A 19802-nucleotide genomic window follows, 5' to 3' on the forward strand; every position below is an offset into this window, starting at 1 on the left:
CCCTCACTTTAGGGCAACGTGAGACGACGACCGTCCGTGCCCGCCACGTCGTATTCTCGTCCATGCAGCACGGGCCGACCGCACCCGCCCGTCACCTCAGCCGAGACACCCCGACCCGAGGAGACGTCGATGTCGTTGTACGCGCCCGCGAACGCCGAGTCCGTATTCACCTACGGTTCGCCCCGCCTGAAGTTCGGCCCGGGGTCCAGCTCCGAGCTCGGCTTCGAGCTCGCGTCGCTCGGAGCGCGCCGTGTGCTGCTCGTCACCGACGCCGGTGTGGCGGCGACGGGAGCGCCCGAGCGGATCGTCAAGCAGGTCTCGGACGCCGGGATCGAGACGGTCACGTACGCGTCGACGCACGTGGAGCCGACCGACGCCAGCCTCTCCGACGCGATCGCGTTCGCCCGTGACCGTGGCCCGTTCGACGCCGTCGTGGCACTCGGTGGCGGCTCGAGCATCGACACCGCGAAGGCGGTGAACCTCCTGACCACCAACGACGGCGACCTGATGGACTACATCAACGCGCCGGTGGGGGCGGGGCGGGCCCCGGCCAAGGCGCTGCTGCCGCTGGTCGCTCTCCCGACGACCACGGGCACGGGCAGCGAGAGCACGACGATCTGCGTCCTCGACGTCCTCGACCAGCACGTGAAGACCGGCATCAGCCACCCGCGGCTGCGCCCGGAGCTCGCGATCGTCGACCCCGAGCTCACGATGTCCCAGCCGTCCGGCGTCACCGCGGCAGCCGGGATGGACATCCTGTGCCACGCCCTGGAGAGCTGGACGGCCCGTCCGTACACGTCGTACGAGCGCAAGCAGCCCGAGCAGCGCGTCCCGTACTGCGGGTCCAACCCCGTCTCCGACGTGTGGGCCGAGAAGGCGATGCGGCTGCTCGCGGGATCGTTCCGGACGGCGGTGCGCGACGGTGACGACGGGACCGCCCGGCACGAGATGGCGCTCGCGGCGACGTTCGCCGGGATGGGGTTCGGCAACGCCGGCGTGCACGTCCCGCACGCGAACGCCTACCCGATCGCGGGTCTCGTGCGGGACTTCCGCCCCGACGGCTACCCGAGCGCCGAGCCGATGGTCCCGCACGGGATGGCGGTGTCGCTGACCGCGCCCGAGGCGTTCCGGTTCACCTTCGACGCCGACCCGCAGCGGCACCTGGACGCGGCGCGGATGCTGGACCCGACGGTCGAGGTCGACGTCGCCGATCCCTCCGGTGTGCTGCCGTCGGTGCTGACCGCGCTGATGCGCGACATCGGGATCCCGAACGGCATCGGCGCGGTGGGGTTCGGCCCCGGTGACGTGGACGCGATCGTGAGCGGCACGATGAAGCAGCAGCGGCTGCTCGCCACGGCTCCCAAGCCGGTGAGCGAGCAGGACGTCGCGGGGATCGTCGAGAGGTCGATCACGCTGTGGTGAACGCTCCCGCCGTCGAGGCCGGTCTGGAGGTGGCGGCGGCCCTGCGGGCCGCCGGCGTCGCCGACGTCGACGACAGCCGCCTCACGCGAGCGCTCTACAGCACCGACGCATCGCTGTACCGCGTGGTGCCGCAGGCCGTCGTCCGCCCGAGGCACGTCGAGGAGGTGCTCGCGGTCGCCGAGGTCGCCCGTACCCTCGGGGTCCCGCTGACCTCGCGCGGCGCGGGGACGTCGATCGCCGGCAACGCCGTCGGCGCCGGGATCGTGATCGACTTCACGCGCCACCTGAACCGCGTGCTCGAGGTCGACCCCGAGCGCCGTACGGCCCGGGTCGAGCCGGGCACGGTGCACGCGACCCTGCAGCGGGCCGCGGCGTCCCAGGGGCTGCGGTTCGGGCCCGACCCGTCGACCCACACCCGGTGCACGGTCGGCGGGATGATCGGCAACAACGCGTGCGGCTCGCGCGCCCTGGCGTACGGCCGCGCGGCCGACAACGTGGTCGCGCTGGACGTGCTCACGGCGGGCGGCGAGCGGCTCGGCCTGCGGCGCGGGGTCGAGCCGACCTCGCCGGCGCTGGACGGGCTGCGCCAGGTCGTGGCGGCCAACCTGTCGACGATCCGCACCGAGTTCGGCAGGTTCGGGCGCCAGGTCTCCGGCTACAGCCTCGAGCACCTGCTCCCGGAGAACGGCTTCGACGTGGCGACCTTCCTGGCCGGCACCGAGGGCACGCTCGCGGTGATGCTCGAGACCGAGGTGCGACTCGTCCAGGACCCGCCGTCGCGGGTCCTGCTGGCGCTGGGCTACCCGACGATGGCGCAGGCGGCCGACGACGTCACCGCGATCCTGCCGCACGGTCCGACGGCGTGCGAAGGACTGGACTCCCGGATCGTCGACGTGGTGCGGGCCCAGCGGGGCGACGGCGCGATCCCCGAGCTGCCCCTCGGCGGTGGCTGGATGTTCGTCGAGCTGGTCGGTGACGACCCGCGCGAGCTCGAGGCGCGCGCGGCCGCCGTCCTGGCCGACGTGACGACCTCCTCCTCGCGGCTGGTGACGGCGGCGGGCGAGCAGGCGGCGCTCTGGCGGATCCGGGAGGAGGGCGCCGGGCTGGCGGCGCGCTCCCTGTCCCGCCCGGCCTACGCCGGCTGGGAGGACACCGCGGTGCCGCCGCAGCGGCTCGGCACGTACCTGCGCGAGTTCGAGGCGCTGCTCGGCCAGTACGGCCTCGACGGGGTGCCCTACGGCCACTTCGGGGACGGGTGCGTCCACGTCCGGATCGACTTCCCGTTCGCCGACGACGGCGGAGCGAGGGTCTTCCGCGACTTCCTCACCGATGCGGCGGCGCTGGTCGCGGGGCACGGTGGGTCGCTGTCCGGCGAGCACGGTGACGGCCGGGCGCGCTCGGAGCTGCTCCCGCTGATGTACAGCCGGGACGCGATCGACGTGTTCGGTGCCGTGAAGCACGCCCTCGATCCGCAGGCCGTGCTCAACCCGGGCGTCCTGGTCGACCCCCGACCGCTCGACGCCGACCTGCGCGGCACGGGGACCGGCCGGGTTCGCGAGCGGCTCGCTCTGCGTCTGGTGCACGACGACGGCGACCTCGGGTCCGCCGTCCACCGTTGCACCGGCGTCGGCAAGTGCATCGCCGACAACACGGCGTCGGGCGGTGTGATGTGCCCCTCGTTCCAGGCCACGCGCGACGAGAAGGACTCGACCCGCGGGCGCGCGCGGGTGCTCCAGGAGATGGTCGACGGGCGGCTGCTCGACGGCGGCTTCCGCGACCCGGCCGTGCACGACGCGCTCGACCTGTGCCTGTCCTGCAAGGGGTGCGCCTCGGACTGCCCGACCGGGATCGACATGGCCACCTACAAGGCCGAGGTGCTGCACCAGACGTACCGCCGCCGGCTGCGGCCGCGCAGCCACTACGCGCTCGGCTGGCTGCCGCGCTGGGCGCGCCTGTCGTCGCCTTTCGCCTGGCTGGTCAACGTGCTGCTCGCGACACCGGGACTGCGCTCGCTCGCCCTGTGGGGAGCCGGGGTGGACCGTCGGCGCAGCATCCCGCGCTTCGCGTCACGGACGTGGCGCTCGTCGGCGCGACGCGCGGGGCGTACGGCCCGCGGTGGCCCGGTCCCGGGCGTCGGCCCCGGTCGTACGGCCGGCGCGGAGGTGGCGCGCCCGCGGCTGCTGCTCTGGGCGGACTCGTTCACCAACTACTTCGCGACCTCGCCCGGCCTCGCGGCGGTCCGGGTGCTCGAGCGGGCGGGCTACGCCGTCGAGGTGCTCGACGAGCAGGCGTGCTGCGGGCTGACGTGGATCAGCACGGGCCAGCTCGACGCAGCACGCCGGCACGTGGAGCGGACCGTGGCAGCGCTTCATCCGTACGTGGTGGCCGGGGTGCCGGTCGTCGGTCTGGAGCCGTCCTGCCTGACCGTGCTCCGCCAGGACGCGCTGGAGCTCACCGAGGACCCGCGCGCGGCCGAGGTCGCCGCCGGGGTGCGGACGCTGGCCGAGCAGCTGGCGGTGACACCGGGGTGGGAGGCGCCCGACCTGGGCGGGACGGAGATCGTCGCGCAGCCGCACTGCCACCAGGCATCGATCCTGGGCTGGAAGGCTGACGCGGACCTCTTGGAGGGCGCCGGCGCGAGCGTGCGTCGGCTCGGCGGGTGCTGTGGCCTGGCAGGCAACTTCGGGGTCGAGCAGGGACACTACGAGGTCTCGGTCGCGGTCGCGCAGCACCAGCTGCTGCCCGCGGTGGAGTCGGCCCCACCGGGTACGGTGGTGCTGGCGGACGGGTTCTCCTGCCGGACCCAGCTCGACGACCTGGCCGGCACCCGGGCCCTCCACCTCGCGGAGCTGCTCGACCGCGCTCAGGACGGGGCCACCCGTTTTGACCGCCCACAGGCCACCCGGTAGGCTTGGACTTTGTGCCGTGGGACTCGTGTCCGCGTGCACCGCTTCGCGTGTCGTCGCGGCGCTGGACTGCGCTCGTGAACGGCAGCACCCACCATCGCACGTCGTCGGTGGCGGTGCGCCCGAGGCGCGCCGGTGCGACGGCGGGATGAAGCACGACGCAACGACAGACAAAGAGCCGGACAGCAGAAAGAAGCATGTAGTGCCAACGATCCAGCAGTTGGTCCGCAAGGGCCGTCAGGACAAGGTGGCGAAGAACAAGACGCCCGCCCTGAAGGGTTCGCCGCAGCGCCGTGGCGTGTGCACCCGCGTGTACACCACCACGCCCAAGAAGCCGAACTCCGCGCTGCGCAAGGTTGCTCGCGTCCGGCTGAGCAGCGGGATCGAGGTCACGGCCTACATCCCCGGTGAGGGCCACAACCTCCAGGAGCACTCGATCGTGCTCGTCCGCGGTGGTCGTGTGAAGGACCTCCCGGGTGTCCGCTACAAGATCATCCGCGGCGCGCTCGACACCCAGGGCGTCAAGAGCCGCAAGCAGGCTCGCAGCCGCTACGGCGCGAAGAAGGAGAAGAGCTGATGCCGCGCAAGGGTCCCGCGCCGAAGCGCCCGATCGAGGCTGATCCCGTCTACTCGAGCCCGTTGGTCACCCAGCTGATCAACAAGGTGCTCGTGGACGGCAAGAAGCAGGTCGCTCAGCGCATCGTCTACACGGCCCTCGAGGGCACCCGCGAGAAGACCGGCACCGACCCGGTCATCACGCTGAAGCGTGCGCTCGACAACGTGAAGCCCACCCTGGAGGTCAAGTCCCGCCGCGTCGGCGGTGCGACCTACCAGGTGCCGATCGAGGTGCGCGCCTCGCGCGCCAACACCCTCGCGCTCCGCTGGATCGTCCGGTTCTCCGGCGAGCGTCGGGAGAAGACCATGTCCGAGCGCCTGATGAACGAGCTGCTCGACGCCTCGAACGGCCTCGGTGGCAGCGTGAAGAAGCGCGAGGACACGCACAAGATGGCCGAAGCCAACAAGGCGTTCGCCCACTACCGCTGGTGATCGTGCTCCGGGCCGCCTAGCCGGCCCGGACCCGTTCGCCTCACCGATCTCGAGAGCAAGGGAAGTCAGTCAAGGTGGCCGTAGACATCACCACCAACCTCACCACGGTGCGCAACATCGGCATCATGGCGCACATCGACGCGGGCAAGACCACGACGACCGAGCGCATCCTGTACTACACCGGCATCACCTACAAGATCGGTGAGGTCCACGAGGGCGCGGCCACGATGGACTGGATGGAGCAGGAGCAGGAGCGCGGCATCACGATCACGTCGGCCGCGACGACCTGCTGGTGGAAGAACCACCAGATCAACATCATCGACACCCCCGGCCACGTCGACTTCACCGTCGAGGTCGAGCGGTCGCTGCGCGTCCTCGACGGCGCGGTCGCGGTCTTCGACGGTGTCGCCGGCGTCGAGCCGCAGTCGCAGACCGTGTGGCGCCAGGCCAACAAGTACCACGTGCCGCGGATGTGCTTCGTCAACAAGCTCGACCGCACCGGCGCGGACTTCTTCTACTGCGTCGACACCATCGTCGACCGCCTGAACGCCAACCCTGCCGTCCTGCAGCTGCCGATCGGCGCGGAGTCGGACTTCCTCGGCGTCGTCGACCTGGTCGGCATGCGCGCGCTCACCTGGCGCGGCGAGACCGCCATGGGCGAGGACTACGCGGTCGAGGAGATCCCGGCCGAGCTCGCCGACAAGGCCGCCGAGTACCGCGAGAAGCTGCTCGAGACCGTCGCCGAGGCCGACGACGACTTCATGGAGCTCTACCTCTCCGGTGAGGACTTCGACGTCGACACGCTCAAGGCGGCGATCCGTCGCGCCACGCTGGCCGACGCGATCGTGCCGGTCCTGTGCGGCACCGCCTTCAAGAACAAGGGCGTCCAGCCCCTGCTCGACGCGGTCGTCGACTACCTGCCGTCGCCGATCGACGTCGGCGCCGTCCACGGCCACAAGGTGGGCGACGAGGACACCGAGATGCGGCGCGAGCCGACCGAGGACGAGCCGTTCTCGGCGCTGGCGTTCAAGATCGCTGCGGACCCGCACCTCGGCAAGCTGACCTACATCCGTCTCTACTCGGGCCGTCTCGAGGCCGGCACCCAGGTGCTGAACCCGACGAAGGGCCGCAAGGAGCGGATCGGCAAGATCTACCAGATGCACGCCAACAAGCGTGAGGAGATCGCCTCGGTCGGCGCCGGTCAGATCGTCGCCGTGATGGGCCTGAAGGACACCACCACCGGCGAGACGCTGTCGGACTCGTCCAGCCCGGTCGTCCTGGAGTCGATGACCTTCCCGGCACCGGTCATCCAGGTCGCCATTGAGCCGAAGACGAAGAGCGACCAGGAGAAGCTCGGCGTCGCGATCCAGCGGCTCGCGGAGGAGGACCCCACCTTCACCGTCCACACGGACGACGAGACGGGCCAGACGATCATCGCCGGCATGGGCGAGCTCCACCTGGACATCCTGGTCGACCGGATGAAGCGCGAGTTCCGCGTGGAGGCCAACGTCGGCAAGCCGCAGGTGGCGTACCGCGAGACCCTCAAGCGCAAGGTCGAGAAGGTCTCCTACACCCACAAGAAGCAGACCGGTGGCTCGGGCCAGTTCGCCAAGGTGCTGATCAGCGTCGAGCCGACCGGCTCGATCGTCGGCGGCGAGGGCGGCTACGAGTTCGCGAACGAGATCACCGGTGGTCGCGTCCCGCGGGAGTACATCCCCGCCGTCGACGAGGGCGCGCAGGAAGCCATGGAGTTCGGCGTGCTCGCCGGCTACCCCATGGTCGACGTCAAGGTGACGCTGACCGACGGTCAGTACCACGACGTCGACTCGTCCGAGCTCGCCTTCAAGATCGCCGGTTCGCAGGCGTTCAAGGAGGCGGCACGCAAGGCAGACCCGGTGCTCCTCGAGCCGATGTTCAAGGTCGAGGTCACCACCCCGGAGTCCTTCCTGGGCGACGTCATCGGCGACATCAACTCGCGTCGTGGCCAGGTCCAGCAGATGGCGGAGCGTTCCGGCGACCGTGTGGTCGAGGCGCTCGTTCCGTTGTCCGAGATGTTCGGGTACGTCGGCGACCTCCGGTCGAAGACGTCGGGCCAGGCGTCGTACTCCATGGAGTTCGACTCCTACGCCGAGGTTCCTAAGAACGTCGCGGACGAGATCATCAAGAAGGCCAGGGGCGAGTGATCGCGGGCCTCGCATAGGCTTTCGATCAGCTCAACCGCACGGCGCACGTAGAAGTTATCCATCGAGGAGGAGCCCCAAGTGGCTAAGGCCAAGTTCGAGCGGACCAAGCCGCACATGAACATCGGCACCATCGGTCACATCGACCACGGCAAGACGACGCTGACCGCGGCGATCACCAAGGTGCTGCACGACAAGTACCCCGAGCTGAACGAGGCTTCGGCCTTCGATCAGATCGACAAGGCTCCTGAGGAGCGCCAGCGCGGTATCACGATCTCGATCGCTCACGTCGAGTACCAGACCGAGAACCGTCACTACGCGCACGTCGACTGCCCGGGTCACGCCGACTACGTCAAGAACATGATCACCGGCGCGGCTCAGATGGACGGTGCGATCCTCGTGGTCGCCGCCACCGACGGCCCGATGCCGCAGACCCGTGAGCACGTGCTGCTCGCGCGTCAGGTCGGCGTTCCCGCGATGGTCGTCGCCCTGAACAAGTGCGACATGGTCGACGACGAGGAGCTCGTCGAGCTCGTCGAGCTCGAGGTCCGTGAGCTGCTCAACGAGCAGGAGTTCGACGGTGACAACGTGCCGGTCGTGCGCGTGGCTGCCTTCCCGGCGCTGAACGGCGACGAGAAGTGGGCCGACTCCATCATGGAGCTCATGAACGCGGTCGACGAGTACATCCCCGAGCCGCAGCGTGAGACGGACAAGCCGTTCCTCATGCCGGTCGAGGACGTCTTCACGATCACCGGTCGCGGCACGGTCATCACCGGTCGCATCGAGCGTGGTGTCGTCAAGCTCAACGAGACCGTCGACATCGTCGGTATCCGCGACGACAAGCAGACCACCACGGTCACCGGCATCGAGATGTTCCGCAAGCTCCTCGACGAGGGCCAGGCGGGCGAGAACGTCGGCCTCCTGCTCCGTGGCACGAAGCGCGAGGACGTCGAGCGCGGCATGGTCGTGATCGCGCCGGGCACCACGACTCCGCACACGGAGTTCGAGGGCCAGGTCTACATCCTGAGCAAGGACGAGGGCGGCCGTCACACGCCGTTCTTCAACAACTACCGTCCGCAGTTCTACTTCCGGACCACCGACGTCACCGGCGTCGTGACCCTTCCGGAGGGGACCGAGATGGTCATGCCGGGTGACAACACCGAGATGTCGGTGCAGCTCATCCAGCCGATCGCCATGGAGGAGGGCCTGCGCTTCGCCATCCGCGAGGGCGGCCGTACCGTCGGCGCCGGCCGCGTGACGAAGATCAACAAGTGAGCTGATCCTTCGGCTCGCTGACGAGGGCCCCGCTCCTGCTCCGGCAGGGCGGGGCCCTCGTGCGTCCGCCGGCGGTGACTCGCGGCCGCGCCGGCGGTGACTCGCGGCCGCGCCGGCGGTGACTCGCGACCGCGCCGGCGGTGACTCGCGACTGGGCGGACCCGGCCCGGACGGGCGAGGGGGCCGCGTATCGTGGCTCGCGTGGGACACGATCACGCACACGGGACCAGGTCGGCCGCGCAGCGGCCGCGGCTGGCGCTCGTCCTCGCGCTGACCGTGACCGTGCTCCTCGTGGAGGTGGTCGCTGCGTGGTTCAGCGGCAGCCTCGCCCTTCTCGCCGACGCGGGCCACATGCTGAGCGACACGTTCGGGCTGGCGATGGCGCTGGTCGCGGTCACCGTCGCGCAGCGCCCGAGCACCGACCGGCGATCGTTCGGCTACCACCGCACCGAGATCCTGGCCGCGGGTCTGAACGGCCTGGTGCTGCTCGGGTTGTGTGCGTGGATCGTCTACCAGGCGGTGGACCGCCTCGGCGACGCTCCCCACCTGGACTCGCCCGTGATGCTCGCCGCCGGCGCGCTGGGCCTGGTCGCGAACGTCGTCGGGCTGCTCGTGCTGCGTGCCGGTGCGAAGGAGAGCCTGAACGTCAAGGGTGCGTACCTCGAGGTGGTCGGCGACACGCTCGGCTCCGTCGCCGTGATCGTCGCCGCGGGCGTGATCTGGGCGACGGGCTGGTACGCAGCCGACCCGGTGGCCTCGCTGCTGATCGCGGCGCTCATCCTCCCGCGTGCGATCAGCCTGCTGCGTGAGGTCGTCGACGTGCTCCTGGAGTCCACGCCGTCGCACGTCGATCTCGACGACCTGCGTCGCCACGTTCTCGAGGTCGAGGGTGTGGTCGACGTGCACGACCTCCACGTCTGGACGATCACGTCGGGGATGCCGGTGATGTCGGCCCACGTCGTCGTCGACGACGCCGTGCTCGCGTCCGACGGCGGCCACGGGGTGCTCGACTCGCTGCGCGGGTGCCTGGCGGACCACTTCGACGTCGCGCACTCGACCTTCCAGCTCGAGCCGGCCGAGCACGCGCGCACGGAGCGTCACACCCACCACTGAGCGCCGACCTCGCGATGTCATCGCGGACGGGCGGGGGCCGACAACCCGGGCGACGTCTCAGCGGGTGGTCCCGCTGGCCCCTTTTAATCTGATGAAGGCTACCCTTGCCTAAGTCGGAAGGAGTGCAAGGTGCTGGTACGTCGAGCCGTCATGTGGATCGCGCCCCTGGTGATCGGCCTGGCGGCCGTGGCCGGGTGCGGGGGCGGGAGCTCGGACGCGGTCTCGGGCCCGACCCGGGTGGTCGTCGATGCGGAAGGGACGGAGGTCGCCGTCCCCGAAGCCCCGGAGCGCGTCGTCACCCTGAGCGAGCCGACTCTCGACGGCGCTCTCGCGCTCGGAGTCGTCCCGGTCGGGACGGTCTCCGGTCGCGGACAGGCCGCGGTGCCCTCGTACCTGGCCGACCGTGCCGCCGACGTCCCGGTGATCGGCTCGATCGGTCAGCCCAACTTCGAGGCGATCGGGGCGACCGCACCCGATCTGATCCTCGTGGACGGCACCGGCATCAACAACAACGCCGCGGCGATCGAGGCGCTGCGCCACATCGCCCCGACGGTCGTGACCGGATTCGCCGGCGGCGACTGGCGGTCCAACTTCGCGCTCGTCGCCGAGGCCCTCGGGAGGACCGAGGGGGGCGACGAGGTCGTCGAGGAGTACGAGACGCTGGTGGACAGGGTCTCCGGCGAGCTCGACGCCTTCGCAGACGACACGTTCTCGATCGTGCGCTGGCAGGGCGGGGCGCCCGCCCTCATCCTGACCGAGCTTCCCCCGGGTCGGGCGCTGACCGACCTCGGGCTCGCCAGGCCTGCCGGTCAGGACCGTCGAGGCCGCGGGCACTCGGAGCCGGTCTCGCTGGAGAACCTCGCGGAGATCGACGCCGACTACATGTTCTTCGGCACGCTGGGGGGCTCGAGCGTCAACAACCCCCAGGCGGGCGGAGGCACCGACGTCGCTGCCTCCCAGGCGGCGCTCGCCGACGCGCTCGAAGCACCCGGGTTCACCCGGCTCACCGCCTATGAGAGCGGCCACGTGATCCCCGTCGACGGGTCCGCGTGGACCTCGACGGGAGGTCCGCTCCTGATGACCCGGATCGTGACCGACGTCGAGGAGGCACTCGTCGGATGAGCACCCGCAGGATCGTCCCCGCGCTCGCGGCGCTCGTGGCAGTGGTCGGAGTCACGGTCGTCGTGGCCCTTCCTCCCGCGGCGGCGGCTCCGTCCTGGCCCGCGCACGAGCTGAGCGTCACGGATGCATCGGGCCGGACCGCCACGGCCTGGGTCGAGAGCGAGATCGACGCCGGCGACGACGCGACGATCCGCATCCGTGGTGAGGGTTGGACGATCTCCGACGGCTCAGCCGCATCGGTCGTCGCCGTGAAGCTGGCCGGCGACCGCGACCACGTGCGCAACGGCTCGTCCATCGTCCGGTACCCCGGCGTGGTCGAGGACCCGACGATCTGGACCCTGATCGCGCCCCCCGACCCGGACGCCGGCGCCGGAGTCGAGTCGATCGACGCCGACGGATCCTTCGAGGTGGAGATCGATGCGCCGAGAGGGCTCGTCGACGGCGAGCGACTCACGGTTCGGCTCCTGTCGGGACGCTTCGCGGCAGGCGACGTCCCGCGGTCGCTCCTCAGCGACCCCCTGACCGTCGGAACCGGCGGCGACGGTGACGGCGGCGACGGTGACGGCGGCGACGGCGGCGGCGACGTGTGCGTCCCGACCACGCCCGAGCCGACGGTGACCCTGGCCGATGACGCGGTCGACCTCGGTGAACCGCTGAGCGTGACCGGGACGGGATGGTGTCATCCGGCCTCGGGCGGATCAGTGATCGCGATCAAGATCGACGACGGCGCCTACAGCCGGCTCGATTCCACGCTGCACGTGAACCGGACCATCTGGGCGATCGTCGAGGCCGATCCCGACGACGGGACGTTCGCGGTCGACCTCGACCTCCCGAACGGCACGACGAGCGGTGTGTCCGGGAGCACGCCGGCCTTCCCGACGGGAGCGCACACCCTGCGGTTGCTGACCGGGTCGCTCGCCGACGGCGACGCGTCGCGGACGTTGCAGTCCGCGGCCTTCACGGTCGGCCGCTACCGCCCGACGGGCGTGCCGGACCCTCTCGATGCCCGCAGCGAGCTGGTCGGCTCCAGCCGCGGCGGCGTCGAGGCGTCGAGGTCGCCGCGTGCGGTCCAGGTGACGGTCCCCGGCCGCGGCGCCGGTGACTGGGTGTACCTCAGCGCGTACGCGGCCGACGGTTCGCCACGCCTGGTGTGGGGTGAGCGCTGGTTCCGCACGGACGCGAACGGCGCGATCCGAGCACCCCTCAGCGCGGACGCGCTCGCTGCGGGAACGTATCAGCTCGTGGCTCAGTCCGGCGCCCGCGACGAGGTGGGCACGCTGCTCGGCTGGGCACCGCTGCGGATCCCGGCGGGCGCTGCCGACGACCTCGACGAGGACGAGCCGGGCCACGGCGATGGTGGCTCGGGCGGCGGCTCGGGTGCTGGTCCGGGCGGCAGCTCTGGAGGCGCCTCTGGAGACGGGAGCGGTTCGGGCGGCAGCGGGTCGCACCCCGGACCGGGCGTCTCGAGCCCGCCCGGCGGGACACCGTGGACGAGCGTCCCGACGACGACCGCCGCCACCACGACGCCGATGCCGACGTCGACACCGTCGGCTCCGTTCCCGGACGACGCAGGGTTCACCGCCCGCAACGCAGGTGACCTCGAAGCGGTGCGGGACGGGACTCTGATCACCGTCACGGTCGCCGAGGCCGAGCCCGGCGCGTGGATCTACCTGTACGCCTACTCCGAGCCGATCGGTGTCGGCTGGATCCAGCTCGATCAGGATCGGAGCTTCACCGTCGACGTGGCGGCGCTCCCCGCCGGCGACCACACCTTGGCGGTGCTGGACGCCGCCGGAGCCCTGGTCGGCTGGACGCCGGTCAGCGTCCCCGGGGTGGCGGACCCGGTCGGGCTCGCGCCCGCGGCGACCCCGACCGAGGTGACCCTGGCCCCGGTGGCCGCTGCTCCCTCCGAGCCGTGGCTCGCCCCCGCGGACTGGGTCCTGCTCCTGGCGGGCGCGCTCGTGCTCGTCCTGGCGGGTGCCGCCCGCCTGTCCCTACGACGCCGGCTGGAGATCCCGGCGGAAGGAGTCTCGTGATGCGGAGGACAACCTCGCTGCGGGCCGCCGTCGCGGCCTGCGCCCTGGGTGCCGTCGCCCTGAGCACGGTCGCTGCGGTCTGGTCCCCGGTGTCCGCACTTCCCCCGGGCGGGGCGAGCCCGGACACGGCCGGGACGTCGTCGAGCGTCTCTCCCTCCCGGCTGCGTGCCGGTGACGTCATCCGCTTCACCGTCAGCGGCTTCCCCGCCGGGGAGATCGTGTCGATCAAGATCGACGACGGCGAGGCGTGCAGCCAGCAGGCGGTCCACGGTGCCTGCGTCTACCACCAGCAGAAGATCAGCGCGTCGGGGACGGCCTCCGGGTCGTTCGTCCTCCCGGGCGACCTGCCAGCGGGCGAGCACTGGCTCCGCTACCTCGCGAGCGCGGAGATGCTCGACGAGGACGGCAACTACCTCGGCGTGAAGGGCTTCTCGAACCGCGGAGGCTCCACCTTCACCGTGGTCGCCGCCCCGGGCGGATCCGGCGCAGAGGCCGGCTCGTCCGGCGGCGGGGGAGCGGCGGCAGGGTCGTCCACCGGCGGCAGCGCGGCGAGCGGGTCGTCCGCGTCCTCGGACGGTTCGGGATCGGGGTCAGCCTCCGGGTCCGGTGCGGGTACGGCCGCTGCGACCACGGGCGACGCGTCGTCGAGCGCGCTGGGCAGCGGGGTGGTCACGATCGAGCCGACGGCGACGCCGACGAGCGCCGCGACCGCCGAACCGAGCACAGCGCCCGAGCCCGCCTCCACCCCGGTCGTGGCGGCCGCCGGGACGGACGCGTCCGACGACTTCCCGGTGGTCGGCACCGTCGGGTTCGTCGCGCTGCTGGTCCTCGCCGCCGTGCTGTGGACCTGGTCCCTGCGACGGGCCGGCCCGAGCTCGCCGCACCGAGGGCCGTGACGACGCTCGAGCGGCCGAGGCCGGCTCCCGCACCACCGACGCGGCGCGGAGCTCGGACACGAGGCACGATCCTGCTCGGCCTGGTCGTCCTGGTGGTCGCATCGTGCGTGCTCAGCGTGCTGGTCGGCTCCGGCGACCTCGGTCCGGGGCGTGCGTGGCAGGTGCTGTGGCGCGACGACGGGAGCGACGCAGCGCTGATCCTGCGGGAGCTGCGCGTCCCGCGCACGGTGGTGGCACTGCTGGTCGGCGTGGCCCTGGGAGTCGCGGGTGCGCTGGCCCAGTCGTTGACCCGCAACCCGCTCGCCGACCCCGGTCTGCTCGGCATCAACGCCGGCGCGAGCCTGGCGGTCGTGCTCGTGTTCGCCCTCACCGGCGTCGCCGCCGCGCTGCTCTCGCTGTCGGCCGCCTGGCTCGGGGCCGGTCTGGCCGCAGCCGCGGTCTACGCCTTGGGGAGCGTGGGGCGCCGGTCCGCCTCCCCGGCTCGGCTCGCGCTGGCCGGGATCGCGTTCACCGCCGCCGTCACGGCGATCGTGCAGGGTGTCGTGCTGCTGGACCAGCAGGCGTTCAACGAGTTCCGGTTCTGGATCGCCGGCAGTCTGCAGGGCCGCGGGTACGACGTCGCTGCCCTGATCGCGCCGTTCGTCCTTCTGGGGGTCGTGACGGCGGTCGTGATCGCCCCCAGCCTGAACGCGCTCGCTCTCGGCGACGAAGCGGGCCGTGCCCTGGGCGCGTCGGCGCGGCGGACCCGGGGGCTGGCCTTCCTCGCGATCGTGCTGCTGTGCGGGAGCGCGACGGCCGCCGCCGGGCCGATCGCCTTCGTCGGCCTCGGCGTCCCGTTCCTGGCTCGCGCGTGGCTGGGTTCGGACCAGCGCTGGGTGATGCCCGCCTGCGTGCTGCTGGGGCCGGTCGTGCTGCTGGTCGCCGACGTGCTCGCGCGCATCGTGGTCGCTCAGGAGGTACCTGTCGGGATCGTGACCGCTCTGCTCGGCGGGCCGCTCTTCCTGGCGATCGTGGTCCGACCACGGATCGAGGCGCTGTGAGGGGCACGCCGACGCGCCGGCTGGTGCTCCGGCGCGGTGCTGTGGCGCTGCGGTGGGAGGTGCGGACCGTCGCCGTCGCCGCGGGCCTGGCTGTGGCGCTGGTGATGGGCGCCACGTGTGCGGTGCTTCTGCTCGGCGACTACCCGATCGCACCCGCCGATGCGGTGCGTGCCGTGCTCGGCCAGGGTGCGGACCCGCTCGCGGTCTACTTCGTGCAGGAGCAGCGGCTGCCGCGCGTCGTCTGCGCCATCCTGGTCGGGGCGGCGCTGGCGGCGTCCGGATCGATCATCCAGACCCTGACCGGGAACCCGCTGGGCAGCCCGGACGTGATCGGGTTCACCACCGGGTCGGCGACCGGGGCGCTCGTGATGATCGTGCTCGTCGGTTCGGGGCCGGGCATGGTGGGCGTGGCCGCGGTCGTCGGCGGGCTGGCCGTCGCGGCCCTCGTGGTCCGGCTCACCCGACGCGGCGGGATGAGCGGGTTCCGGCTCGTCCTGGTCGGGCTCGGGGTCGGACTGATCCTGGAGGCCCTGAACACCCTGCTCGTGGTCAGGGCATCGCTCGCGTCCGCCCAGGACGCCGCCCAGTGGCTGGCCGGCTCGTTGAACGCCACGGGGTGGAGCGACGTTGCCGTGATCGGCGTCGCGCTGGCGCTGCTCCTGCCGCCGGCCGTCGTCCTCGCGCGGCCGCTCGAGGTGCTGCGGGCCGGTGACGAGCTGGCGGGCGGGCTCGGTGTGGGAGTCCTGCGGGTGCGTCGAGCGGCGCTCGTCGTCGGGGTGGCGCTGGTCGCGGTCGCGACCGCGGTCTGCGGGCCGATCGCCTTCGTGGCGCTGGCCGCGCCGCAGCTCGCGCGTCGGCTGACCTGGACCGGGGGGCTCGGGCTCGGGACGTCCTGCCTGGTCGGCGCGGCGCTGGTCCTGGCGTCGGACGCCGTCGCGCAGCGGCTCTTCGCGCCCACGCAGCTCGCGGTGGGGGTCGTGACCGGGTGCCTCGGCGGCGTGTACCTGATCTGGCTGCTCGTGATCGAAGGACGGAGGGCGTGATGACGACCGTGAGGACCACCGCGGAGGTCCGGCTCGAAGGGAGGGGCCTCCAGGTCGCGTACGACGGGCGTGCGGTGCTCGCCGACCTCGACATCCGGCTTCCGACCGGGCGGTTCACCGCCGTGGTCGGGCCCAACGCCTGTGGCAAGTCGACGCTCCTGCGGACGCTCGCCCGGATCCTGAGCCCGGTCCAGGGGACGGTGCTCCTCGACGGCCGGCCGATCACCGACCGCAGCTCGAAGGAGGTCGCGCGGACGCTCGGTCTGCTGCCTCAGGCGCCCGTGGTGGTGGACGGCATCGTGGTGGAGGACCTCGTGGCGCGAGGCCGGTTCCCGCACCAGAGCCTGCTGCGCCAGTGGAGCCGCGCCGACGAGCGTGCGGTCGAGTCCGCCATGCGGCGCGCCGGCGTGCTCGACCTGCGCGACCGGGTGGTCGACGAGCTGTCCGGTGGGCAGCGGCAGCGGGTCTGGATCGCGATGGCTCTCGCCCAGGAGACCAGCCTGCTGCTGCTCGACGAGCCGACGACGTTCCTCGACCTGGCCCACCAGGTCGAGGTCCTGGACCTGTGCGCCGACCTGGTCGAGAGCGGGACCACCGTGGTGGCGGTCCTTCACGACCTCAACCTGGCGTTTCGCTACGCCGACCACGTGGTGGTGATGCACGACGGCGAGCTGGTCGCGCAGGGGACTCCAGCGGAGGTGGTGGACGCCGAGCTGCTCGAGCGAGTCTTCGCGCTCCCCTGCCGGGTGGTGCCCGATCCGGAGACGCGGACGCCGCTCGTGGTCCCGCTCGCCCGGAGCCGACGATGCGACTGAAGCCTCCGAAGGTCCCACGTCCGACCCCGGCGCGTGTGGTGGAGTCTCCCCTGGTGGCGCGCCTGCTGGAACGCGGCGGCGCGGCGGCGCTCGAGGCGTACGCCGCGCGGGTGCCGACCCCCTGGGTCGAGAGGGCTGCCGAGGGCGACGACGCGATCGTGACCTTCGTCTGGTCGGACGCCGACGCGGTCGAGGTGCTGCTCTTCGTGAACAGGCTGACCGACGAGACGGATCTCGGTCGCAGTCTGATGCGCCGTATCGAGGGGACCGACCTGTGGACGCTGTCGTACCAGGTCTCCTCCCGCTGGCGCGGGTCGTACGCCTTCCTCCCGCGGTTCCCCGGGCAGCATGCTCCCTGGTTGGCCGGTGACCACGTCGCGCTGCGGGCCGCGCTCGACCGGGGTCGGAGCGACCCTACGAACCCGTCGACCTGCCGCAACCGCGCCGGCGTCGTCCAGTCGGTGGCAGCGGGACCACGAGCACCGGCCGAAAGCTGGCTCCAGCGCCGACCGGGCGTCCCGCCCGGCACGGTCGAGCGGCGGATCGGACCGCGTGGCCGGACGGTCTGGGTCTACCGGCCACCCGGTGACGCGGGGAGCGGGGGGCCGTCGGGCGCGGTCGTCGCGCTCGACGGCGACGTCTGGACGTCGACCCAGGACCTGCCCACGTCGCTGGACAACCTGATCGCGGACGGACGGATCCCCCCGGTCCACGGGTTCCTCCTGGACTCCGGGAGCCGGGAGGAGCGCTGGCGGGACCTGAGCGACGACGGCGGGTTCGAGGACTACCTCGCCGACGACCTGCTGCCCTGGGCGCGCGAGCAGGAGAACGTCGCGCACGGTGCGGAGTCCGTGGTCGTGGCGGGGCAGAGCCTGGGCGGACTCAGTGCCCTGCGTGCCGGCCTGCACCGTCCGGACGCCGTCGGGGCGGTCGTCTCACAGTCCGCGTCACTGTGGCACGACGACCTCGTCGATGATCTCGAACGCTGCACGGCGCTCCCGCGAACCTACCTCGAGGTCGGCTCGCAGGAGTGGGTGCTCGTGGAGCCGCACCGGCGCCTGGTGTCCGCGCTCGAGCGCACCGGTGCGCCGTTCCGGTCGGTCGAGTTCGAGGGCGGGCACGACTACGCCTGCTGGCGCTCGGGGATCGCCGAGGGTCTCGTGTGGGCGCTCGGTACGTGAGTGCCCGGGCTGGCTCAGTCGCCGACCACGAGGTCCCGGGCGACGTGCGCGGCCGCTGCTGCCGCGGCAGCGCTGGGGTCCTGTGCCGCGATCGCGTCCAGGATCGCGGCGTGGTCGGAGTGACGCTGCGCGGTGTCGGCGGCGTGGGCGACCGAGCCGTCCCGCATCCAGGTCCGCAGGCCGGCGGTGATCCCCGCGTAGAGCTCGGCGAGGAACGGGTTGCGCGCGGCGGCGAACAGCAGCGCGTGGAACTGTCCCGGGGTCAGCCCGCGCTCGATCTGCTGCGCGCTCGCGCCGGCGACGTCGCTCTCGTGGGCGGAGCGCAGCAGCGCGAGGTCGTCGTCGGTGCGGTTCTTCGCTGCCAGCTCGGCCGCCTCCACCTCGAGCGCACGGCGTACGGCCAGCACGTCGTCGATGGTGTGCTGGGTGACGACGTCGGACAGCACGGAGCTGACCGGGTTGCGCGCGCGGACGAACGTCCCGCGGCTGCGGGCCGGCTCGAGCATGCCGAGGTTGGCCAGGGCACGGACGGCCTCGCGGATCGTGCTGCGGCCGACGCCGAGCTCGGCCGCGAGCTCGCTCTCGGTGGGGATGCGGGAGTTCACCGGCCAGCGCCCGCTGGTGATGTTGTCCCGCAGGACGCGCACGGTCTCGCGCGCCCGCTCGGTCCCCAGCCCGCCTGTCTCGTTCACGGTTCTCCCGTCCTGGCCGGTCCGTCGAGGGTTCGGGCCGATCGTAGCGGCTCGGGCGGGATCGGTGACCTGCGTCACTTCTCGGACGGGTGTTGGACAGCAACAAGATCAGATGAAAGAGTTTGGTTAGGCAAGGCTAATCAACATCTGATCATATCTCCGCCGTGCAGGCGGACCCGTCGAAGGAACTGCCGCATGACCTCGCGACCCTCCGCGCCCACCGTCACCGTCGTCGTCCCGGCCTACAACGAGGCACGCAACCTCGAGGTCGTCCTGCCGCAGCTACCTCCCGTCGACGAGGTCGTCGTCGTCGACGGGCACTCGACCGACGACACCGCGGCGGTGGTCGCGCGGGTGATGCCGAAGGCGGTGCTGGTCCAGCAGAGCCGGCGCGGGAAGGGCAACGCCCTGGCGTGCGGGTTCGCGACGGCGACCAGCGACATCGTGGTGATGTTCGACGCCGACGGCTCGGCCGACCCGGCCGAGATCGCGCCGATGGTCGACGCTCTGGTCAGCGGTGCCGACGTCGCCAAGGGATCGCGAGCCCTGCCCGGCGGCGGCAGCGTCGACCTCACCACGATCAGGGCGCTCGGCAACCGGACTCTCACCGGGCTCGTCAACCGGCTGTTCCGCACCGGCTACACGGACCTCTGCTACGGCTACAACGCGTTCTGGCGCGACCTGGTGCCGACGTTCGACCTGCCGGACCCGGCACCGCGCGACGACGTGATGCTGTGGGGGGACGGGTTCGAGATCGAGACCGTCCTGAACTGTCGGGCGGCGGCGGCGCGGATGCGCGTCGTCGAGGTGCCGAGCCACGAGCTGGCGCGGATCCACGGCACGAGCAACCTGCACGCCGTCCGCGACGGGATGCGTGTCCTGCGGACGATCATGGCCGAGCGCCGCCGCATGCGCGGTGCCGACCTGGCAGCGGCGGCCGCGGTCGTGGCGAGCGCGCCCGCAGTCGTCGAGCCCACGGCCGCTCACGTCGACCGCGGTGGCGACGTCCCCGTCGACCGCGCGGCGTGACGAGG

General features: G+C 71.9%; 16 protein-coding genes. 15 read left to right on the forward strand and 1 reads right to left on the reverse strand.

All coding sequences use genetic code 11. The annotated features are described in order from the left end of the window. Positions 1-129 precede the first annotated feature (129 nt). From CLV56_RS12665 to CLV56_RS12730, 14 genes are all read left to right on the forward strand, one after another. Positions 130-1422: a hydroxyacid-oxoacid transhydrogenase gene (locus CLV56_RS12665; protein ID WP_039347160.1), complete on the forward strand. Its 1293-nt coding sequence runs from the start codon at positions 130-132 to the stop codon at positions 1420-1422. Then, positions 1419-4331, forward strand: coding sequence for an FAD-binding and (Fe-S)-binding domain-containing protein (locus tag CLV56_RS12670; RefSeq protein ID WP_245857801.1), 2913 nt, complete (start codon positions 1419-1421; stop codon positions 4329-4331). The genes CLV56_RS12665 and CLV56_RS12670 overlap by 4 nt, the downstream gene beginning before the upstream one ends. Positions 4332-4530: 199 nt before the next feature. Next, positions 4531-4905: a 30S ribosomal protein S12 gene (gene rpsL, locus CLV56_RS12675; RefSeq protein WP_039347154.1), complete on the forward strand. Its 375-nt coding sequence runs from the start codon at positions 4531-4533 to the stop codon at positions 4903-4905. Then, entirely contained in the window at positions 4905-5375 is a 471-nt protein-coding gene (gene rpsG / locus CLV56_RS12680; protein WP_039347150.1) for a 30S ribosomal protein S7, read from the forward strand. The genes rpsL and rpsG overlap by 1 nt, the downstream gene beginning before the upstream one ends. A 74-nt stretch (positions 5376-5449) precedes the next feature. After that, complete coding sequence (gene fusA, locus CLV56_RS12685) at positions 5450-7558, forward strand: elongation factor G (RefSeq protein WP_039347147.1); 2109 nt, start codon at positions 5450-5452, stop codon at positions 7556-7558. Between the two features lie 78 nt (positions 7559-7636). After that, entirely contained in the window at positions 7637-8830 is a 1194-nt protein-coding gene (gene tuf, locus CLV56_RS12690; RefSeq protein ID WP_039347145.1) for an elongation factor Tu, read from the forward strand. Positions 8831-9031: 201 nt separating this feature from the next. After that, complete coding sequence (locus tag CLV56_RS12695) at positions 9032-9943, forward strand: cation diffusion facilitator family transporter (RefSeq protein ID WP_039347142.1); 912 nt, start codon at positions 9032-9034, stop codon at positions 9941-9943. A 129-nt stretch (positions 9944-10072) separates the two neighbouring features. Continuing rightward, positions 10073-11065: an ABC transporter substrate-binding protein gene (locus tag CLV56_RS12700; protein WP_245857802.1), complete on the forward strand. Its 993-nt coding sequence runs from the start codon at positions 10073-10075 to the stop codon at positions 11063-11065. Then, the gene (locus tag CLV56_RS12705) at positions 11062-13101 is read left to right on the forward strand and encodes a hypothetical protein (RefSeq protein ID WP_039353701.1); all 2040 of its coding nucleotides are present in this window, start codon (positions 11062-11064) and stop codon (positions 13099-13101) included. Before CLV56_RS12700 ends, CLV56_RS12705 begins: the two co-directional genes overlap by 4 nt. Next, on the forward strand, positions 13101-13997 hold the full coding sequence (locus CLV56_RS12710) for a hypothetical protein (protein WP_100414917.1): 897 nt from the start codon (positions 13101-13103) through the stop codon (positions 13995-13997). Before CLV56_RS12705 ends, CLV56_RS12710 begins: the two co-directional genes overlap by 1 nt. Next, positions 13994-15037 carry a FecCD family ABC transporter permease gene (locus CLV56_RS12715; protein WP_100415155.1) on the forward strand — a complete coding sequence of 348 codons (1044 nt, stop codon included), beginning with the start codon at positions 13994-13996 and terminating at the stop codon, positions 15035-15037. The genes CLV56_RS12710 and CLV56_RS12715 overlap by 4 nt, the downstream gene beginning before the upstream one ends. Then, complete coding sequence (locus tag CLV56_RS12720; RefSeq protein WP_245857803.1) at positions 15034-16080, forward strand: FecCD family ABC transporter permease; 1047 nt, start codon at positions 15034-15036, stop codon at positions 16078-16080. The genes CLV56_RS12715 and CLV56_RS12720 overlap by 4 nt, the downstream gene beginning before the upstream one ends. Next, complete coding sequence (locus CLV56_RS12725) at positions 16080-16895, forward strand: ABC transporter ATP-binding protein (RefSeq protein ID WP_039353698.1); 816 nt, start codon at positions 16080-16082, stop codon at positions 16893-16895. Before CLV56_RS12720 ends, CLV56_RS12725 begins: the two co-directional genes overlap by 1 nt. Positions 16896-16948: 53 nt before the next feature. After that, on the forward strand, positions 16949-18076 hold the full coding sequence (locus CLV56_RS12730) for an enterochelin esterase domain-containing protein (protein ID WP_170224789.1): 1128 nt from the start codon (positions 16949-16951) through the stop codon (positions 18074-18076). Between the two features lie 14 nt (positions 18077-18090). Here the strand turns inward: CLV56_RS12730 and CLV56_RS12735 are convergent, their stop codons facing one another. After that, positions 18091-18768, reverse strand: coding sequence for a FadR/GntR family transcriptional regulator (locus tag CLV56_RS12735; RefSeq protein ID WP_039353695.1), 678 nt, complete (start codon positions 18766-18768; stop codon positions 18091-18093). A gap of 195 nt (positions 18769-18963) precedes the next feature. On the opposite strand from CLV56_RS12735, the gene CLV56_RS12740 reads away from it, so the two are divergent. Continuing rightward, a complete protein-coding gene (locus CLV56_RS12740) occupies positions 18964-19797 on the forward strand; it encodes a glycosyltransferase family 2 protein (protein ID WP_100414920.1) in 834 nt (277 codons plus the stop codon). Positions 19798-19802 lie beyond the last annotated feature (5 nt).

The sequence above is a fragment of the Mumia flava genome, from assembly GCF_002797495.1.
Classification (GTDB): Bacteria; Actinomycetota; Actinomycetes; order Propionibacteriales; family Nocardioidaceae; genus Mumia; species Mumia flava.